At 50.0% G+C, this 17,242-nt stretch carries 15 protein-coding genes and 1 tRNA gene; 9 read left to right on the forward strand and 7 right to left on the reverse strand.

Going from position 1 to position 17,242, the window contains the following annotated elements:
- The first annotated feature begins 295 nt into the window (after nt 1-295).
- The gene (locus H6F68_RS14800; protein ID WP_190553653.1) at nt 296-1,240 is read left to right on the forward strand and encodes a class I SAM-dependent methyltransferase; all 945 of its coding nucleotides are present in this window, start codon (nt 296-298) and stop codon (nt 1,238-1,240) included.
- A gap of 89 nt (nt 1,241-1,329) precedes the next feature.
- Nucleotides 1,330-2,319, forward strand: a complete 990-nt coding sequence (locus H6F68_RS14805; RefSeq protein WP_190560053.1) for a PrsW family glutamic-type intramembrane protease — start codon at nt 1,330-1,332, stop codon at nt 2,317-2,319.
- 51 nt (nt 2,320-2,370) lie between these two features.
- Here the strand turns inward: H6F68_RS14805 and H6F68_RS14810 are convergent, their stop codons facing one another.
- The gene (locus H6F68_RS14810) at nt 2,371-3,237 is read right to left on the reverse strand and encodes a 6-carboxytetrahydropterin synthase (protein ID WP_190560055.1); all 867 of its coding nucleotides are present in this window, start codon (nt 3,235-3,237) and stop codon (nt 2,371-2,373) included.
- A gap of 285 nt (nt 3,238-3,522) precedes the next feature.
- Here H6F68_RS14810 and H6F68_RS14815 point away from each other — a divergent pair, with 285 nt between their 5' ends.
- From H6F68_RS14815 to H6F68_RS14825, 3 genes are all read left to right on the forward strand, one after another.
- Entirely contained in the window at nt 3,523-4,827 is a 1,305-nt protein-coding gene (locus tag H6F68_RS14815; RefSeq protein WP_190560057.1) for a tellurite resistance TerB C-terminal domain-containing protein, read from the forward strand.
- Nucleotides 4,828-4,944: 117 nt separating this feature from the next.
- Complete coding sequence (locus H6F68_RS14820) at nt 4,945-6,141, forward strand: Coenzyme F420 hydrogenase/dehydrogenase, beta subunit C-terminal domain (RefSeq protein WP_190560059.1); 1,197 nt, start codon at nt 4,945-4,947, stop codon at nt 6,139-6,141.
- A gap of 354 nt (nt 6,142-6,495) precedes the next feature.
- On the forward strand, nt 6,496-6,666 hold the full coding sequence (locus H6F68_RS14825; RefSeq protein WP_190560061.1) for a hypothetical protein: 171 nt from the start codon (nt 6,496-6,498) through the stop codon (nt 6,664-6,666).
- Here the strand turns inward: H6F68_RS14825 and H6F68_RS14830 are convergent.
- On the reverse strand, nt 6,663-7,895 hold the full coding sequence (locus H6F68_RS14830; protein WP_399314041.1) for an aminotransferase class I/II-fold pyridoxal phosphate-dependent enzyme: 1,233 nt from the start codon (nt 7,893-7,895) through the stop codon (nt 6,663-6,665). The genes H6F68_RS14825 and H6F68_RS14830 overlap by 4 nt on opposite strands.
- Before the next feature lie 144 nt (nt 7,896-8,039).
- Between H6F68_RS14830 and H6F68_RS14835 the strand changes: the two genes are divergently transcribed.
- Nucleotides 8,040-8,867 (forward strand): acyl-CoA desaturase, encoded by an 828-nt coding sequence (locus H6F68_RS14835; RefSeq protein ID WP_190433334.1) that lies wholly within the window; start codon nt 8,040-8,042, stop codon nt 8,865-8,867.
- Between the two features lie 99 nt (nt 8,868-8,966).
- On the opposite strand, the gene H6F68_RS14840 is transcribed toward H6F68_RS14835, so the two are convergent.
- The 5 genes from H6F68_RS14840 to psbZ form a co-directional block, all read right to left on the reverse strand.
- Entirely contained in the window at nt 8,967-10,232 is a 1,266-nt protein-coding gene (locus tag H6F68_RS14840) for a glutamate-5-semialdehyde dehydrogenase (protein ID WP_190433335.1), read from the reverse strand.
- 4 nt (nt 10,233-10,236) lie between these two features.
- Entirely contained in the window at nt 10,237-10,647 is a 411-nt protein-coding gene (locus H6F68_RS14845) for a hypothetical protein (protein ID WP_190433336.1), read from the reverse strand.
- A 342-nt stretch (nt 10,648-10,989) separates the two neighbouring features.
- Nucleotides 10,990-11,061: transfer RNA gene (locus tag H6F68_RS14850), tRNA-Gly, on the reverse strand.
- Nucleotides 11,062-11,190: 129 nt separating this feature from the next.
- Nucleotides 11,191-11,790: a 6,7-dimethyl-8-ribityllumazine synthase gene (gene ribH / locus H6F68_RS14855; protein WP_190560065.1), complete on the reverse strand. Its 600-nt coding sequence runs from the start codon at nt 11,788-11,790 to the stop codon at nt 11,191-11,193.
- A gap of 68 nt (nt 11,791-11,858) precedes the next feature.
- Nucleotides 11,859-12,050: a photosystem II reaction center protein PsbZ gene (gene psbZ / locus H6F68_RS14860; protein ID WP_190433339.1), complete on the reverse strand. Its 192-nt coding sequence runs from the start codon at nt 12,048-12,050 to the stop codon at nt 11,859-11,861.
- Nucleotides 12,051-12,282: 232 nt separating this feature from the next.
- On the opposite strand from psbZ, the gene H6F68_RS14865 reads away from it, so the two are divergent.
- The 3 genes from H6F68_RS14865 (at nt 12,283) to H6F68_RS14875 (ending at nt 17,231) form a co-directional block, all read left to right on the forward strand.
- Nucleotides 12,283-15,018, forward strand: coding sequence for a CBS domain-containing protein (locus tag H6F68_RS14865; protein ID WP_190560067.1), 2,736 nt, complete (start codon nt 12,283-12,285; stop codon nt 15,016-15,018).
- A gap of 169 nt (nt 15,019-15,187) precedes the next feature.
- Entirely contained in the window at nt 15,188-16,831 is a 1,644-nt protein-coding gene (locus tag H6F68_RS14870) for a serine/threonine-protein kinase (protein ID WP_190560069.1), read from the forward strand.
- A gap of 73 nt (nt 16,832-16,904) precedes the next feature.
- A complete protein-coding gene (locus H6F68_RS14875; RefSeq protein WP_190433350.1) occupies nt 16,905-17,231 on the forward strand; it encodes a DUF6825 family protein in 327 nt (108 codons plus the stop codon).
- Nucleotides 17,232-17,242 lie beyond the last annotated feature (11 nt).

Consider the following 17,242-nt stretch of genomic DNA (forward strand, 5'->3'; position numbering starts at 1 on the left):
GTGATAACTTTGTGAGAATCACATTTTGCTTAGTTTAGCATGGACAAATAAGATGATTGAAAGCTGTAGTTTTTAATATTTCTGTTAGATGATATGTGTTACCACAAACATATTGAATTGTTATTCTTTATGCTATTTGATCCTACTAGTGCCATTAAATTAATGGTCTGGGTTTTTAGCAAAAACTCAGTTCTGCCTGCTTAAACGAGAGGAGATTTTTAATTGTGTCTGTATATTGGCAGTAAAGGATTTGCGATAATTGATCTTGTTGAATGCTGTTCTTTAACATTGCTCTATGACTGCGACTGCCGCCAAGACTGCTCCCCGGTTAGCCTCTCGCCTCGTGAATGGCGTTCTTTCGATCAAACCGCTCGCCAAGCTAGCCAAGAACCGAGCGCGCAACATGATGATCAAACGAGCTGAAACCATTGGGGTTTATTGGCCGAAGGAAGTGAAAGCACTCAAAGCACGAGGTAGCACTGCCGAATTTTCACCGGAGTGGGAAGCAGAGCTGGCGCAAGTTCAGAACCCTAACCTGGCTTATCCCGATTATTATTTGACTTCGTTCCATGCCTATGAAGAAGGCAATATGGGTTGGGAGCCTGCGACGGAAGTTGAGGTGGCAGCCCACGCGGTTCATGCGCGGATTTGGCCCGAAGCAGGAGCGCAGGGAGATGCCATGCTGCGCCAGAGTTACCATAATGCCGTGAAATCGCAGATTCTAGCAGAACCGAAGGATATTTTGGACTTGGGATGCAGCGTCGGCATGAGCACGTTTGCGCTACAAGAAACCTATCCACAAGCCAGGGTAACGGGTCTAGAACTGTCTCCCTACTTCTTGACGGTGGCTCGCTACAAAGCCCAGAAACGCCAACTCCAGATCAACTGGGTTCATGCTAAAGCCGAAGAGACAGGCTTACCCACTGCCTCATTCGATTTGGTTTCGGCTTGCCTGGTATTCCACGAACTACCTCAAAGTGCCGCGATCGCCATCTTCCAAGAAGTGAGACGGATACTTCGTCCCGGTGGTCATTTCACCATCATGGACATGAACCCCAAGTCCGAAATCTATGCCAAGATGCCGCCCTATATATTGACGCTACTCAAAAGCACTGAGCCTTATCTCGATCAATACTTCGCTTTAGATATTGAAAAGGCAATGGTCGAAGCGGGCTTCCATCCGCCCACTATCACCGCCAACAGTCCCCGCCACCGCACGATCGTCGCCCAAGCCAAATAACCCTATTGGGCTGTAGGGGCGAAGCATTCTCGCAACTCATGAACGGTTTTATTTAAGGCTATTGAGAATGCTTTGCCCTTACCTAGTGTATGAACACTTACACATTAGTCTTTTGGGCGATCGCACCTCCGCTCTTAGCCCTGGTTTACTACTGTCGCCAAGTACGCCCAGTTCCCGCCCTACCTCAACTATTGCTTGGGTTCCTACTCGGAGGGCTAGTTGGCCTTATGGCTCTGGGCCTGGAGTGGGGTTTTGAATTTTTGGCTCAAAGCATTTTGCCTTGGCAGCAAATCACGCGATCGCTCCTCGGTGCAGGTTTACGACAACTGCTAGAAATTGGCCCCATTGAAGAAGGCAACAAACTCGCAGGGGTGCTTTTACTTTTGGTTGGCCTTCGCAAGTGGCAGTCGCGATCGCCCTCAAGCAGCACCATTCTGCTCTACACCATTGCTGTCGCTTTAGGATTCACTGCCGAAGAAAATCTGTTTTATCTGTTCAATGGTGTTGCGTCTATTTTCGATCGCACAATCGGTGTTGCTGTCCACGCTTGGTTTTCCGCACCTTGGGGTTATGTATTAGGTTTAACACTCCATCGCAGACACACTTTAGGTCTCTTTTTTAAGCGAGATTGGGGAGAGCTGCTAATCGCTTGGTTAAACGCAGTCGCTTGTCATGCCCTCGTCAATACCCTCTCTATTGCATGGCGCTACAATCCACCGATTCAGTTATTGAGCTACGGTCTCTTTCCGTTCTTCCTTTGGATGGCGTGGCGACTGAATAATTTGCTGAGGCAATCGCAAAACCAACCTCTACCGACGCTAATCTCTGGAACTACGCAACCAGAACGTTACTGGCAGAGTGGTCTAGTTCTATTTGCGCTGCTGCTAGGAGGCAACGCGATTTTTGGCTGGTTTCTATTGGGTAGAAGCTTGAGCAGCGTCAGTTGGGCACAACTAATCGCCACACCAGATTTACTCCAGTTTGCGCTCAGCCGTTTTGCGCTCAACTTAATTCCAGCGGCGATCGCCTGGTTCATTTACCGCTATCTCAGGCGTAGAGGCGATCGCCCTCGACCCTGATCTCCTCTTTCTCCCCTCCCTCTAAGGGAAGGGGCCGGGGGTTAGGTCGTCTTAAGCCAGTGCTGCTTCGCGTTGTTGACCTGCTGCCTGATTGAAATCAGCCTCACTGCAAAAGACTTCGCAGGAGTTGTTAGGGCTTTCGATCAACTTGATTTTGTGCAACTGTGCGCCAATCTCGCGGATGGGTTGTTGCAGCAGATCGCGAATATGGACGGCAATATTTTCAGCCGTGGGCACGACCTCAGCAAAGTAAGGGATGTCTTTGTTCAGAAACGTGTGGTCGAAGGGTTCTACCACATAGTCATCCACTGCTTTTTGGAAAGCTACCAAATCAGCGATCATGCCTGTGCGGGGGTCCATCTCACCTTTGATCGTGACTTCTAAGTGATAGTTATGACCGTGACCATTGACCCGCGCGCATTTGCCATAGATTTCAGAATTCTGCTCTAAGGTGAGGTGAGGCAGAGCCAGGCGGTGAGCGGCGCTGAAGTGAGTGCTGATGGTGAGGTAAGCTTCCATTCCGTTTCCTTTGTAGTCGGCCCAGAGTTCAGGATGTTCAAACAGTTGAATATTGGTGATCGGCAGGTGAGGCGCAAGACGTTGCCAAATCACCCGCGCAATATTTTCCGTTGTTGGCAGCGTTTGCTGAAATTCTGGCAAAGCATCGTTGAGGTACGAGAAGTTGAGATGATTGGTCACTTCTCGCTTGATCACATGCTTTACGTCCGACAGGTTTAGCACCATGCCGTACTCGTCGAGTTCACCCGCCATCGAGACGTAAAAGACATAATTATGTCCATGTCCGGGGGCACGGGCGCAGAGACCAAACTGCTCTGTGTTTTCCGCTTCGTTGAGTTCAGGCAGCCAGTAACGATGGCTTGCTGAGAACTCAGCTCGACGATTGATAATGCATTTCATGGGCGCAGGGGAGGGAGATGGTGTGTTAAGTTCCGTAAACCAGCCTCCTTTCAGAATAAACCAATTTTCTTAAGGATTTTGGGTATTTACTGCTTCTAGAACAGCCTTACTGCTCTAACATTCCCTTTGAAAGAGATAAAAACGATCGCCACAATCTCCTGTCCAATCAGTCAATTTTCTGAGAGATTAAAGGGGCGATCGCATATACTCCCTCCCCCACAACTAAACTAGTGTGAACTGGTTCAACCAGATCCAGGTAACTAAGACACGCGATCGCAGTGAGCTATGGTCAACAATCGGTTCCTTGTTGGGTCTGTTGCATTTGGTGTCAGCTTTGGCCTCAGCTTTTTGACCAACCGACATATGGGAAAAGCCTTTTCTAGTGGGTTGATCACGCTGCCTGCTGCCTTGGTTGCAATGGTCGTAGTAGAAAATCGCCGCAGTTCCCAAGCCAAAAGTACTTTGGCATTTCTCAACACTCAGATTCGGGCGTTGCAGCGGCAGGGTGAAGATTTACAAGACCTACTATTAGATTTAACTGACGAACGGCAGGAAGTCGCAGCCCACCTCAGTTCGCTGCAAGCTCAAGCACAACAAGCCAAGCTGCAACTTGCGGATTATTGGAACCACAAAGAAGAATTGGTTTGGAAATTAAATGCCCTGAATGCTCAGGAACAACACCAACTAGAGCAAATCAACCAACGGCAATCTCAGGTAAAAGCCTTAGAACGGCAAGAATTGGAGCTGAAGCGATCGCTCTCCAGCATTGACACGATCAAGGAACAAACAGAAGCAAACTTGGCAACTTGGCGAGAAGAGCTCATCCAGCTAGAAGCGCGGGTGATAGAGCAACGCCAGCAAGAGGCCTCGCTCGACCAAGCTTTGCTGCTACTGCGACAACAAAAACAGCAACTTGAGCCAGAAGTCTACGGGCTGCAAACACAAATTCAACAGTTAGAGCAGCGCAAATTAGAGGTCAGCCAATCGCTTTCGGTTTTACAAGCAGAAAAACAGCAGGAAGATGCGAGTTCTCATCCGCTCCAAGCTGCCATGCAACAGTTACAAACTCAGGTAATCTCGCTGCACAAAGAACTGGAACAACTAGAAACCCAAATCTTAGAGCGACGCAATCACAAAGAAAGCTTAGAAGAAGAACTCGCCACACTCAACCTATTGAAGCTGCAAGCGGAAGCCTATGAAGTGCAACCAGTTCAAGCAGTTCAACCTCAGACTTCCAACCGCAAGCGCAAAAGTGCTAGCAAAAAAGGAGCGATTCTCCCGTTCCGCCCACCCCGTGAGGAAACTTTACCGTCTGAGTGGACAGAATTTCTCTTGCAATTGCCAATGGCCGAATTTCAGGTACTAAAGGCGATCGCGGAACAGGAAAATGCTAGCGCTGCCATTAAGCAAATTGCTGAAGCCAACATTATGATGCCAGAGCTGTTGATTGACTCGATCAATGAACGAGCCTTGGATACCGTAGGCGATGTGGTGGTAGAACCGAGTTCCAACCCTCCAGCGATCGCCTCTGAATATTTACCAGCAGTTAAGCAACTGATCAAAACCTACGAAGACCTTCTAGCCGAATAGCAGAGCTTGTTTCAAGACTTGCTTAAAGTTTCATGACCATCCTTTAACGGTAACCACAAGAAAGCATTAAGCTACCTTAATCAGACTTTACGCTTGTGATTCATTAGCTGCCATAACATGACCGCCTCTGTCCGTCCTCACCAAAAAGCTAAAGCCCTCAAACCTTCTAGCCGTCGTCCTGCCAAGGAACTCTGTAGTGAGTGCGGCCTGTGTGATACCTACTACGTTCATTACGTCAAAGAAGCTTGTGCCTTTATCAATCAGCAGATTGCTGAGCTAGAGGCTGAAATCCACGGACGCAGCCGTGACTTAGAGAACCAAGACGAGTGGTACTTCGGCGTCAACCAAGACATGAAGGCCGCCCGCAAAACTGAGCCGATCGAGGGTGCCCAATGGACAGGCATTGTCAGCACGATCGCGATCGAGATGCTGAATCGTGGCCTTGTGGAAGGCGTGGTCTGTGTGCAAAACACCGAAGAAGACCGCTTTCAACCCAAACCTGTGATCGCTCGTACGCCGGAGGAAATTTTAGCGGCACGAGTCAATAAACCCACATTGTCTCCAAATCTCTCAGTACTAGAGCAGATTGAGCAGTCGGGCATGAAGCGACTGTTAGTAATTGGTGTGGGTTGTCAAATCCAAGCACTGCGGGCGGTGGAAAAGCAACTCGGCTTAGAAAAGCTCTATGTGCTAGGGACACCTTGTGTAGACAACGTGACACGGGCAGGCTTGCAGAAGTTCTTAGAAACCACCAGTCGATCGCCAGAAACGGTGGTGCACTACGAGTTCATGCAAGATTTCCGAGTCCATTTCAAGCATGAAGATGGCTCAATTGAAAAAGTCCCCTTCTTCGGCCTCAAAACCAATCAACTCAAAGATGTGTTCGCGCCTTCCTGCATGAGCTGCTTCGACTACGTCAACTCCCTAGCCGATTTAGTCGTGGGCTACATGGGCGCTCCTTTCGGCTGGCAGTGGATTGTGGTACGGAACGATCGCGGTCAAGAAATGCTGGATTTGGTGCATGACCAGATTGAAACTCAGCCTGTGATGTCCCAAGGCGATCGCCGTAACGCAGTACAGCAAAGCATTCCTGCCTATGACAAAGGCGTTACTTTACCCATGTGGGCAGCTCAGCTGATGGGTGTGGTAATCGAAAGAATTGGCCCTAAAGGCTTGGAGTACGCTCGCTTCTCCATCGATTCGCACTTCACTCGCAACTATCTATACCTAAAGCGCCAACATCCGGAGAAACTGGAAGCTCATGTGCCAGAGTATGCCAAGCGTATTGTAGGACAGTATAAGTTGCCGGAATGAGCGAGATTTAGAAGCTAGAAGTCAAGAGTTAGAAACCAGAAGCCAGGAGCTAGAACAATACGGCTCTTGGTTTTTGGGTTTCATGCTGGTTTCATATCGCGTAAACAATTGGACTGGTAACTACTCTCAATCACCTAATCAGTTTGCAGGGCGGGCACTCTATCCAATTCCTTAGCTCATTGGCAAATTGCTGTAGCGCGAGAACTTTAAACGCAGGTTAAAACATTACATTCAATTTATATAAATTGATAAATTCGTTACAGAAATGCCAACTTTGTAAAGTCGTATCCAGTCATACTAAATACACTAAGAAATGCATAATTTTAGTTACTAATCATTAGCAGTTGTTAAGAAATGAAACTTCAGACGGGCGAGCTTTTAGTTGCTAAGAATGGCAAGCAATATCGGGTGGTGGAGTGCTACGAAGACAGCATTTCTCTCATGCCTGTAGACGGTTACACCTTATTTTCTTGCCGCCGCTTGTTTGTAGAGTTTTCCTTTCGCCCCGCTGCTGGGGTCGCCTAGGCAGGGCCAACTGCTTCGATCGCTGCTTCTAAGGCGATCGCCACATGGGTCCAGTGAGTGCCTCCTTGGCAAAACACTACAAAAGGCTCACGCAGCGGCCCATCGGCTGAGAACTCAGAAGTACTACCATCAATAAACGTGCCGCCTGCCATCACCAATTCGCTTTCGTAACCTGGCATTCCTGAGGGAATTGGGTCTAGATAGGAACCAATGGGCGAATGCTTTTGGATGGCGCGACAAAAAGCAATCAGTTTTTCGGGTGAACCAAGTTGAATAGCTTGAATTACATCCCGTCGTGGCGCTTCTGGCAAAGGATTCACTGGGTAGCCGAGTTGCTGGAAGACATGAGCGGTTAAGTGATTGCCCTTTATTGCTTCTCCAACCATTTGAGGGGCTAGAAACAAGCCTTGAAATAGCAAACGGTTTTGATCAAAAGTAGCTCCACCGGAACTGCCGACTCCTGGTGCAGTCAGGCGACAGGTGGCAGCTTCTACCAAATCAGCCCGACCCGCAACATAACCTCCCGCCGTCACAATCGTGCCACCGGGATTTTTGATCAGTGACCCAGCCATTAAATCCGCACCAACGGCAGTGGGTTCTTGGGTTTCAATAAACTCGCCATAGCAATTATCCACAAAGCAAACGGTGTTGGGATTTTGCTGCTTTACCAAATGCACAATTTTTTCAATATCGGCGATCGCCAAGCTAGAGCGCCAAGAGTAACCACAGGAGCGCTGAATCAACACGAGGCGAGTGCGATCGCTCACCGCCTGGGCCAAAGCTTGCCAATCGATCGCACCTTCTGGCGTGAGTTCTAGTTGGCGGTAATCCACACCAAACTCGCGCAACGAGCCTTGACCATGACCCCGCAGGCCGATCACTTCTTCTAAAGTGTCGTAGGGCGCACCTGCCACAGCGAGCATTTCATCGCCCGGACGCAGCACGCCATATAAGGCACAGGCGATCGCGTGGGTACCAGAGACAAACTGCACCCGCACTGCTGCTGCCTCGGCTCCCATGACTTCAGCAAATACTTGATCTAACGTCTGCCGCCCCAAATCATCATGCCCGTAGCCAGAAACACCTGCAAAGTGATGCGTTCCTACGCGATGATGGTAGAACGATGTTAAGACTCGTTTCAGATTTTTCTTGACCTGAGAGTCAATTCCAGAAAAAATCTGGAGTAGTGCTTGCTCTGCTTTCTGTAACAGTTCAACACTGCTGGTCACGCTTTCGTTCTCCTCCGGAGACATACGTAGGATCTGGTAGCCCTCCAGGCTGATGTTTTTTCTTTGTCAGCTGGTTAACCTTTATCAGATGTAAAGTTTATTGTCGCGCAGATTGGACATCAAAGTTCGTTTTGAGATTACCGCATGACTATTGCACAAGCAACCAAACCTCCCTTAGCCTGGCCCATTATTTTGTTCATGGGGGCAATCCACATTGGGGCACTCTTCGCCTTTGTACCTGGCACCTTTAGCTGGGGTGCTGTGGGTGTTGCTCTGTTTCTCCATTGGGTGACTGGTGGGTTAGGAATTACTTTAGGATGGCATCGTTTAGTCACGCACCGGAGTTTCCAAACCCCTAAATGGTTAGAATACTTCTTCGTATTTTGTGGCAGCTTAGCCTGTGAAGGCGGTGTAATTGAGTGGGTTGGCCTGCACCGTCATCACCATGCGCATTCAGACGAAGCGGTGGATCACCACAACTCAAACGAGGGATTTTGGTGGAGCCACATGGGTTGGATGCTGCACAAAGTTCCAGCCAAAAGCGAAGTTGAGCGTTTGACCAAAGATATTTCTGGCGATCCAGTTTACAAGTTTTTGGACGACTACTTTCTTCTGGTGCAGTTCGCCCTAGGAGTTGTACTTTATCTCATCGGCGGCTGGCCTTTTGTCGTCTGGGGCATTTTTGTCCGCTTGGTGTTGGTGTATCACTGCACCTGGTTTGTGAATAGCGCAACGCACAAATTTGGTTATCGGAGTCATGAGTCTGACGATCGCTCTACCAATTGCTGGTGGGTGGCCCTCCTGACCTATGGCGAAGGCTGGCACAACAATCACCATGCTTACCAATATTCCGCTCGTCACGGCCTCCAGTGGTGGGAAATTGATATGACCTGGATGACGATTCAGCTTTTGCAAACCTTGGGTCTAGCTTCTAAGGTGAAGCTTCCTCCTAAGGAAGCTCAAGCCGCTTAGTCTTAACTCCGGTTGGCAAAGCTGTTGCCGTTGAAACTACAGATTGAGGATGTGGGGTTGCTCTGAGGGGCAGCCCCACTTCAGTTTGGGAGTGAGACGTTAAAACTGTCCATTTCCCTGGACGATATGCTTCACCGTTGTCAGCGTGTCTAAGCCAATTAAGCCACGACGATGACCCTTTTGATTAGACATGCCCAAGAACACCGCATCGCCTTGCTTGGGATTGCGCGAGAAGCGAGGGGAGGCATTGATGTAGGTTGAGGCACTATTTACGCCTAAGGCAAATTGGCGGCTCTCTTGGTAAGACTCAGTGACTAAGCAATCGGCATGACCACTACTGTACTGATTAATCCAGGCGATCGCGGTCTCAATACTACTCACTGTCTTAAACGCCACTACTTTGTCCAGGTAAGCTTGGCTCCATTCGCGATCTTCAGACAGCAGTAGATCTGGGTGTTCTGCGGCTAGCTCAGGACTGCCTCTTAAGGTAAAGCCTTTTTCTCGCAAGCTGTCCCAAAGCATAATTAGGGACGAGCGATTTTGGTCTTGATGAATCAACACTTTCTCGATCGCATTGACCGCATCAGGTTCACTTTGATGGCTATCTAAAATCATCCAGCGAGCCGCTTCTATGCTGCCCGAAGGCGACCAGTAGAGATAGCAGTTGCCCATCGCCGATCGCAACACGGGGGCTGTGGCTTGTCGTACGACTTGCTGCACCAAACTAGGACGACCGTAGGGAATGATTAGGTTGAGATATTGATCTTGCGTGATTAAATCTCGCACCGATGCTCCTTGCTCGGCAGGCAATAATTCTAGGCACCCTTCCGGTAAGCCAGCGTCGTAAATGGCTGATTGTAGAGCTTGGGCAATCACAATATTGGTATGGCTCGCTTCACTGCCGCCCTTCAGGACTAAGCAATTCCCGGTTTTAATACAAAGTCCAGCAGCGATCGCAGCTAAATCTGGAAACGCTTCATACACCAGCGCAATCACGCCCAAAGGTACCAACTGGCTATAAGTCTGGCAATGAGGAATTTGGTAAGCCGCACTCATGACTCGCCGAATCGGGTCTGATAGTTCCGCCAACTTCTGCAAAGTTTGAATCGTGGCTTGCAGCCGTTCTGGAGTAAGCTTCAACCACTCCAAAATTAAATCTGGCACTGCCATCTCCCGGCTAGCCTCCAGATCTAAAGTATTGGCTTCTAAAATATCGTCTTGATAGCGCTTCAAAACTTGAACCATAGCTTGCACCGCTCGACTGCGATCGGCTCCTTGAGTCGTAGTCAAGTCGAGAGAAGCTTGGTAAGCGCGATGAACTCCGGCTAATGGATCAACAAGGGAACTAGAAGAATCAGGTGACATTGAGCTAACGTCTATAAGCTAGCCATAGAATAAACGCTGGCAACATCGCAGCTAGCACCATTACTACCGCCCAGAGAATAATATTACTAGGGTTTGAGGGCGAATGGAGCGCCATCGGCAAGCAAAGCACTAGCAAGACAATCACAATGCCTAGGGCTAATGGCAAGTAGCTTTCACGTAAACCGGAGTGAGCAATGTTCCACTGCTGGCCACTCCAGCGCCAAGCCCGCTTATAAGGATAGGTGGTTGAAAGTTGCTCAATGACGTAGCCACTCTCTTCAACCACAAAAATCTGCTGACATCGATTGCAGCCAAAAGCCTCCGTCAGAGTAATAGGCAAGAGGCGACCCCGACGGCGGCAAGGGCATGGGTAATCTGTGTCTAACTCAATCTTTTGGGCTTTTTGGGATTGCACAAGCAGCTATAGAGTTAAAGATAGTTAAGACAAAAGTTACTTAAAGTTTCAAACTACTTAGCTACAACTGAGTGCCATAATTCAGTAGTTTTAGAAGCGTAATTGTAATGAGATGGACCGACCTGAGCAGTTCAGGTCAAAACACCTACTGACTAAGCTACTCAATAAATCCTAGCACCGTCAGATTTGACGCAAATCTTACTAGAGTTATACCTACTGGCATAAACCTTATGGTGTATCTACTGGTACAAGTTTCCAAGAAACCAAGAAGATATTTAATTTCCCAGGCCAGATTAGGGTAAGAAACTAACGCTAGTTTCTTGATTTTTATCTATTTTTCAAAGCGGGCAACGCGATTCGAACGCGCGACATTCACCTTGGCAAGGTGACGCTCTACCACTGAGCTATGCCCGCAAGCCGCACTGATAATAATTTCTCAGATTTGAATGTGTTTGTCAACACTTTTTGGAAAGAAATGTTGAGAAAGTTAGCGGCTGTTGTCACAATCGGATGCGATCGCCTCACCCTCCGCAGAACTTACCCTTAACCCAGCCGCTCTTGCTCTTTATGCAAACTGGGAGCGAGGGTATTGCTTGGAGCCGCAGGTAATGTCTGAGTCGAGGTCGTGCCAGAGACCTGGGAGGTTTGGGGGACAATCCCGTCTCCAGAGCGCAGTTGGCGCATTAAGCTAGCCATTTCTAGCGCATTCATGGCGTAATCCCAACCTTTATTACTCTTGATCCCTGCGCGCTCTAAAGCTTGCTGCATGGTATCTGTGGTAACGATGCCAAAGATGATCGGCACTCCTGTCTGCAACCCGACGTTAGCAATGCCTTTGGATACCTCAGCAGCCACGTAGTCAAAATGAGGGGTTTGGCCCCGAATGATTGCTCCTAGGCAGATAATTGCATCGTAGCGATTAGCCAACGCTAACTGACGAGCAACCAAGGGGACCTCAAAACTACCTGGCACCCAGACATAATCCACTTGAGTGCCGTGCGGGTTTGGATCAACGCCGTGGCGCTTCAAGCAATCTTGACAGCCCTCTAACAGCTTGGTTGTAATCAAGTCATTAAACCGACCGATCACAATTGCAAAACGTAGGGGTTCTGTCTGAGTAAAGGTTCCCTCAAAAACTGCCATGGCTGCCTGTAGATATCTGGTGAGTTGGGTAAATCGGGTTCTGGGGCTGAATTGAATCTGCTGGCAACCTATACCACTAAATAGTTTAGTAGTCCAACGAGCAGCACGAGAGCGAACCAAAGTCCAGAACCTAGTAGGATCAATCGCTTAGATTGCTCCCAATTTTGTGGAGAAGCATAGGCTACTGGAACACCCACAACCATCACAAAGGACAACCCAACCAAGGCAACTAAGGCGAGCTGGAACAGAGTTGAAAACATTTTTTTCTCCCAATACAGCAGTGGACTGGTTTACACCTGTCGCTGAATTTAGACAATTTTTTGATCAGTCCTGAGTAGTACGCTACCAGAAATTCATCCCCTCTCGGCACTTTCTCTGCCACGATTGAAGAAACATCGTAAGTACTACACCAAATTAGCTTTGCGGGGTTACGTGGGGCGGCCAAAGCCGTTCATTTATAGTCACTGCCGATCAGCGCTGGAAGCAAGACAAATGGATTTAATTCTGTGTCATACAACCGCAGATTTTGATACGCTGGGCGCGGCAGTAGGGCTGACTCGGTTACAACCAGGGGCACGGATTGTGCTGAGTGGTGGTTCGCATCCAGCGGTGCATGACTTTCTGGCTTTGCACCGAGATGAATATCATTTGATTGAGCGGCGATCGGTCAGTCCGCAGCAGATTCGCTCTTTGGCCGTGGTAGATGCCCAGCGGCGCGATCGCATTGGCAAGACCGCTGAGTGGTTAGACCTGCCAGATATAGAGATTACGGTCTACGACCATCACCTAAACACGGAGAGCGATATTCCAGCAACTTCCTTTCAGGTGGAGCCAGTCGGGGCGACCTCAACGTTGATTGCTGAGCAACTGCAAGCGCAAGCTGTGGAGCTGACTCCTGCCGAGGCAACCGTGATGGCCTTGGGAGTGCATGTGGATACGGGTTCGCTGACTTATGACCACGCAACCGCTAGGGATGCGCTGGCTTTGGCTTGGCTGATGGAGCAGGGAGCCAACCTGAAGATGATCGCGGAGTACATCGATCCTGGGCTGTCACCGCAGTTACAGGAGTTGTTTGCGATCGCCTTAGATGGGCTGCAAACTGAGGAGATCCAAGGGCATCGGGTCGCTTGGGTGCTCTTGCAACCTGGAGCGTATATTCCTGGTTTGTCTAGCTTGGCTTCTCGGATCACGGAACTTACAGAAAGCGACGCCCTGCTGTTAGCCGCTCATTATCCTGTCCGGGCGGGAGATCCAGGAGACCGAGAAGAAGCTGACCTCGACGACACTCGCTTAAGCGTGATTGGGCGATCGCAAATTGAGGGCACTGACCTGAACGAGCTATTCAAGCCGCTGGGTGGGGGTGGCCACTCAAAGGCGGCAGCGCTAACTTTACGAGGAGCGAACCCGGAGTCAGTATTGCAACAGCTACGAGCAGGGTTGCAACAACAAATTCCTCAGTCTCCCACGGCTCGCGAACTGATGTCCTCACCTGTGCGTACCATTCGGCCTGAGACCACAATCAATGAGGCGCAGAGAATTTTGTTGCGCTACGGTCATTCCGGTTTGTCGGTGGTCGATGCCGAAGGCCAACTCGTCGGCATCATTTCTCGGCGCGATCTAGATATTGCGCTGCATCACGGCTTTGGTCATGCCCCCGTAAAAGGCTATATGACTACCAACTTAAAAGTGATTACGCCAGAGACACCGTTACCAGATATTGAGTCATTGATGGTGACTTATGACATTGGCCGTCTGCCTGTGTTGGAAGAGAACCAGTTAGTGGGTATCGTCACTCGCACGGATGTCTTGCGCCAGCTCCACCAGATGCAGCGCCCGGCTAGCGCTGTGGTGCCTGGAGACAAAGGAATTCCCCTGCGGGCACCTTTGCAAGAACAGCTCAAAGCTCGTTTGGTGCCGCAGTTGTGGTCTGTTCTAGCGGCGGCTGCTCAGCAGGCTGAAGCGAGGGGCTGGCATCTTTATCTCGTGGGAGGGGCAGTGCGAGATCTGCTGCTGGCTGACCCAGAGGATGCCTTGTTGCTCAATGATATTGATTTGGTAGTGGATGGCTACCACCGAGCGCTGCAAGAGGGAGCGGGCGTAGAGCTAGCCCGTGCTTTACAGCAGCAATATCCGCAGGCTCGGCTCGACATTCATGGGCAATTTCAAACTGCTGCTTTGTTGTGGCACAAAGACCCAGAATTAGATTCTCTGTGGGTAGATATTGCTACTGCTCGTACCGAGTTTTATCCCTATCCCGCTGCTAACCCAGAGGTGGAAGCCAGTTCGATTCGGCAAGATCTCTATCGGCGAGATTTCACGATTAACGCCCTCGCCATTCGACTTACGGCTCCCCGGTCGGGTGAATTACTTGATTTCTTTGGGGGTTTGCTGGATTTGCGATCGCGCCAAATCCGTGTCCTCCATGCCAACAGCTTTATTGAAGATCCCACCCGGATTTATCGAGCGGTGCGCTTTGCAGTGCGGCTAGGATTCGAGATTGATCCCCAAACTGAAGGCTATATCCGCCATGCGATCGAGAGTGGTGTTTACGATCGCGTCCAAGACGAAAACAGTCGAGCGCCAGCCCTCCAAACCCGATTAAAAAGCGAACTCAAATACATTCTGGCTGCTCCCTATTGGCAATCAGCTTTACAGTTACTGTCCCATTTAGGAGCTTTGCGCTGCATTCATCCCACCTTGACTTTAACGCCAGCGCTTTGGCACCGGATACGCCTGATGAGTCGTTGGTTGCGGCGCTTCGATTCCCCAAATACGCTGGTTCATTGGCAAATGCTGTTAGAGGTGTTGATTGCTGATCTTGCGCCAGAGTACCGGGGTAAGATTGCCGCCAATCTGCAACTACCTGTTAATAGCATTGAGGCTTTGCAACAACTTGCTACCACACAAGCTGACCTAGCGAGTCATTTATCGGAATCTCAAAAGCCTAGCCAAGTTGTGCAATTGCTGAGCCAATATGATCGACCTACTCTCATCTTGATGGCCGTACAAACTCCTCGCTCAATGCGACAGTTAATTTGGCGTTATTTAATCTGCTGGGCACAGGTGAAACCGCTCCTAGATGGTAATGACTTAAAAGCGTTGGGTTACAAGCCGAGCCGCCAGTTTAAGCAGATTCTGTCCGACTTGACGGCTGCTACCTTAGATGGTGTGATTGGCGATCGCGACTCAGCCATCGCATTTTTGGCTCAACATTATCCTCTAGATTAAAAATTTTTCGAGTACGCTAAGCTAACTGAATTCAGTTAAAAATTAGGCACGAAAAATTCGTTGTCACGTCTAAGAATCTGGCTTGAGCAGGATGCGCTTTTTCTGCCATTGAAGTTTCAGATTTCTCGCAAGGCGCTAGCATAAGTGGACAAATTGGTAGTTAATACCTATGAACTTGGCGACTGGAACAGTTCTGCAAAACGGCAAATACGTCGTTGAGGCCATCCTGGGTCAAGGTGGCTTTGGGATCACCTATCGGGCGCACCATGCCTACTTCGACCAACCTGTCGTCATCAAAGTTTTACACGAGAATTTACGTCGCCATGCAGACTTCGCCCAGTTTCAACAGCAATTCATTGCTGAAGCCCGCCGTGTAGCCCGCTGTCAGCATCCCAACATTGTGCGCGTGTTCGACTTTTTTGAGGAAGGTAGCCTGTCCTTTATTGTGATGGATTACATTCCCGGCGATACCTTGGCTGATATTGTGCAGTCCGAAGGTGCCCTACCCGAAGCTAAAGCGATTCACTACATTCGGCAGATTGGCGCAGCCCTAAATGTAGTGCACCAAGCAGGCTTACTACATCGGGACGTGAAACCTCATAACATTATTCGCCGCGAACATACCGACTTTGTAGTGCTGATCGACTTTGGTATTGCTCGCGAATTTACTCCAGGGGTGACTCAAACCCATACGGGCATGTTGTCGGCGGGCTATGCGCCAATCGAGCAATATCTGCCTCAAGGCAAACGCACCCCTGCACTTGATATCTATGCTTTAGCAGCCACACTCTACAGCTTAGTCACAGGGCAAGCACCAATCGCCGCTCCTTTACGCGATCGCATTCCTTTACTCGACATGCGGCAATCCCAGCCCCACCTTAGTACGGCTGTAGAACAAGCTATTCTGCGCGGTATGGAGATGGAAGCTGAAGCACGGCCTCAAACTGTAGCCGAGTGGTTTGCCCTCTTGCCCAATAGCAATTTTGTTACCCCCGCCTCCGAAACGGCTCACGCCAGTAAATTGCCCCCAGCCCCACCTAGCACCAATTCTCAACCTCAACCCATTCCTGCCACAGTCACCAGTGCCACTCTCCCGGTAGTGCCTCGGCATAGCCCTACGCCAGCAGCAGTTGCTACCCCAGTAACTCCTCCCACCTCGGCTACGGCTGTAGCATCGCATGAAGCAGCAGCAACTCCAGCGCCTTCCAGAAAAGCTCCACCTCCAAAGCCAGCTCCAGCTCACTCACCCTTCCCCAAGGCACTGCTAGGAGCCGCAGCGATCGCCACCTGCGTTGGTGTTGCTTTTGGTTTAGTTCTCCGGATCAGTGGTGGTCAAGCAGGCCCAACTTTCTTGCAAAACGATCAATCCTTTCCAGAAAGAGCCTGGCCAGGGCAGGAGGTGCCCACCTCTGTGCCTCCAGATGTGCCAGTTGAACGAGGTGCTCCGCAGGACAACGCTGCGCCTCCTCCAGAGCAATCAGAGTCAACTGCGGATGAAGCTCCACCCGAACCCATTGAGTCGCCACTTGACCTAGCTCCTACACCGTCTCTCCCTCCAGATGTAGAAGTTGCTCCGAGTCCTGTAGAGGTAGACCCTGCGCCAAATCCAGTTCCAGATCCCAGCCCAGTTCCCGCTCCGGTAGAAGCCAGCCCTATTCCTGCCCCGGAGCCAGCCGTAGAGCCAGAGCCACAACCGCCTGCGAATAATCCTGAACCCGCTCCTGAGCCAGAACCCCCCAGCGATAACTCCGCTGCCCCTGCTTCCTCGTTTGCTCCCCCAGCCGCACCGGAACCTCCAGCACCATCTCCTTAGCCAGCCCTGAGGTCGAGGCAGGATATTGAATAAGCAAGTTATAATCTTTGCGGACACCCGCAGAGATTTTCCCATGAGTAATCCGCTAGTTCACGCCTTTTTCGTTGGCAGAGCCTTGGCTGAAACTTTGGGTGAGCAGCTAGAACATTCACTGACGAACGCCTTGAGTGAGCTAGGCAAGTTTGATGCTGAGCAGCGAGAGCACCTGCGCCAGTTTACCGAACAAGTTCTAGAACGGGCTCAGCGAGAAGAAGAGATTGTGATGCGAGCCCGCACCACCACCGCAATCGTGCCTCAAGGCTCTCAACCCACTGACTTGCAAGCTACCATTGACGAGCTACGGGCTGAAATTGCTCAACTGCGCTCCGAATTAAAAACCTACCGGAGTAGTTCCGTTTAAGGTTGAAGCAT

Source organism: Trichocoleus sp. FACHB-262, assembly GCF_014696035.1.
Lineage (GTDB): Bacteria > Cyanobacteriota > Cyanobacteriia > FACHB-46 > FACHB-46 > Trichocoleus.

Excerpts from the sequence above, each read along its gene's own strand:
- H6F68_RS14800 (WP_190553653.1), top strand. The coding sequence starts at position 296 with ATGACTGCGACTGCCGCCAAGACTGCTCCCCGGTTAGCCTCTCGCCTC.
- H6F68_RS14805 (WP_190560053.1), top strand. The coding sequence starts at position 1,330 with ATGAACACTTACACATTAGTCTTTTGGGCGATCGCACCTCCGCTCTTA.
- H6F68_RS14810 (WP_190560055.1), bottom strand. The coding sequence starts at position 3,237 with ATGAAATGCATTATCAATCGTCGAGCTGAGTTCTCAGCAAGCCATCGT.
- H6F68_RS14815 (WP_190560057.1), top strand. The coding sequence starts at position 3,523 with ATGGTCAACAATCGGTTCCTTGTTGGGTCTGTTGCATTTGGTGTCAGC.
- H6F68_RS14820 (WP_190560059.1), top strand. The coding sequence starts at position 4,945 with ATGACCGCCTCTGTCCGTCCTCACCAAAAAGCTAAAGCCCTCAAACCT.
- H6F68_RS14825 (WP_190560061.1), top strand. The coding sequence starts at position 6,496 with ATGAAACTTCAGACGGGCGAGCTTTTAGTTGCTAAGAATGGCAAGCAA.
- H6F68_RS14835 (WP_190433334.1), top strand. The coding sequence starts at position 8,040 with ATGACTATTGCACAAGCAACCAAACCTCCCTTAGCCTGGCCCATTATT.
- H6F68_RS14840 (WP_190433335.1), bottom strand. The coding sequence starts at position 10,232 with ATGTCACCTGATTCTTCTAGTTCCCTTGTTGATCCATTAGCCGGAGTT.
- ribH (WP_190560065.1), bottom strand. The coding sequence starts at position 11,790 with ATGGCAGTTTTTGAGGGAACCTTTACTCAGACAGAACCCCTACGTTTT.
- psbZ (WP_190433339.1), bottom strand. The coding sequence starts at position 12,050 with ATGTTTTCAACTCTGTTCCAGCTCGCCTTAGTTGCCTTGGTTGGGTTG.
- H6F68_RS14865 (WP_190560067.1), top strand. The coding sequence starts at position 12,283 with ATGGATTTAATTCTGTGTCATACAACCGCAGATTTTGATACGCTGGGC.
- H6F68_RS14870 (WP_190560069.1), top strand. The coding sequence starts at position 15,188 with ATGAACTTGGCGACTGGAACAGTTCTGCAAAACGGCAAATACGTCGTT.
- H6F68_RS14875 (WP_190433350.1), top strand. The coding sequence starts at position 16,905 with ATGAGTAATCCGCTAGTTCACGCCTTTTTCGTTGGCAGAGCCTTGGCT.